2 protein-coding genes are annotated in these 1373 nt (G+C 59.5%); one reads left to right on the forward strand and one right to left on the reverse strand.

The genetic code is table 11. The features are described from left to right. The coding region (locus H5U08_RS18910; RefSeq protein WP_297036748.1) for a HEAT repeat domain-containing protein at positions 1-758 on the forward strand (758 nt) is incomplete at its 5' end. Between the two features lie 7 nt (positions 759-765). Here the strand turns inward: H5U08_RS18910 and H5U08_RS18915 are convergent. Further along, the coding region (locus H5U08_RS18915) for a hypothetical protein (protein WP_297036751.1) at positions 766-1373 on the reverse strand (608 nt) is incomplete at its 5' end.

Raw genomic sequence — 1373 nt, forward strand, 5'->3', positions numbered from 1 at the left:
ATTTTCAGGACGGATTTCAGCTCGCCTATGATGAGGCAGAAACAGGAATCGCGCCGGATTCTCCCGCGAGTAATCCGATCCCAACGTCGGGCGGGAGACCCTCCCAGGATGAACACAGTTTTGGCCGTTTGCCGCAGGACACCTCGCTTTCATTCGGACCGGGCCAGATGCCGCCGACACTCCGTATCCCGGAACATGCCGAGCCACTGTCTGCGTCCCAGGACCTGCCTCGTCCACACGGGACCCGGGACGTGGAAGAATCTGTGCCGAATGGAACCAGCAACTCGCCGTCCGATCTGGAATTACCCGAAGCCTCGTTGCACCAGAACACTCGAGACGAAATCGCAGACGGAACGTCGCAGGCGGTCTTCCTGCAAACCAATCCCTGGCAGCGGGATCGGGCTCTCTGGAGCCAGTTTGCGGCCGGTGGTTCTGAAGCGGCAAAGGCCCAGGAAAAACTCCGCGAGCTGGGCTGGATCCCCCAAGCCTTTTCGGTCGGCCGACTCGCTTTCCATCCAGATCCCGACGAGCGTCGCAAAGCGGTCGCGGCGATCTGGAACGCGGCCGGTCTGGACCCGCTTCCCCTGTTGATGTTGCTGGCCTGTGATCCAGATCACACGGTTCGCCTTGAGGCACTTTCCGCACTGGGAACCATGTCCACGCCGGAAGCTCTGAGCCTCATCCGTACGCTGGCCACCCAGGACCCCGATCCTCAGGTCCGCATCCTGGCGAACGAGATTCTTGCGAAATTGCGCTAACCGGTGTTCATCGTTTGCGGACCATCCCACTCAGTTCGACACGGCCGTCGGCAATGCGGAGCCAAGTCAATTCTCGGATCTGGCCTTTTTCGTCGGGGACGGGAGGGATTCTGATCACGAAGGTGGGGAGCCCATCTTTCTGCATTTCCCGGATTTCCCATCCCGCCTGCGCCGCGAAATTCTTGAGCCTTTCAATCATCGGACGAAAAGGAAGCGGCAATGCCCCTAATGAGACCCGGCGGAAGGAAAGGACAATGGTGTTCTCTTCGGGTGATTGGACGTCGATGTCAATCGTCAGAATTCCGGAAAGCAGGCCGTGCCTGGCTTTGACGGCGATCCGCACGGTGTCCGGCTCGAGCTTGATCCGCGGATCGGACAGCTCAGGCGGCAGAAGGTGTCGGTGGTTCTTCGGCAGATCGACGGCCAACCAGGCATTGATCTCATCTTCCGTGAAAACCTGATACCAGCGGCCAGGATGCTGCACCTGTCCGGCCAGAGCCGTCGTCTTCTGAAGGAGTTGATCGCTCATCTGGCTGGCCTGAACGGGATCGAGCTGGACTTTTTCGAGATAAAAGTCGGGCGCCCGAGACGCCAGGATCACGAGGATCTGTAAAA

Origin of the sequence: Thermogutta sp., from assembly GCF_014359955.1 — a bacterium.
In the GTDB taxonomy this organism is placed as follows: Bacteria; Planctomycetota; Planctomycetia; order Pirellulales; family Thermoguttaceae; genus Thermogutta.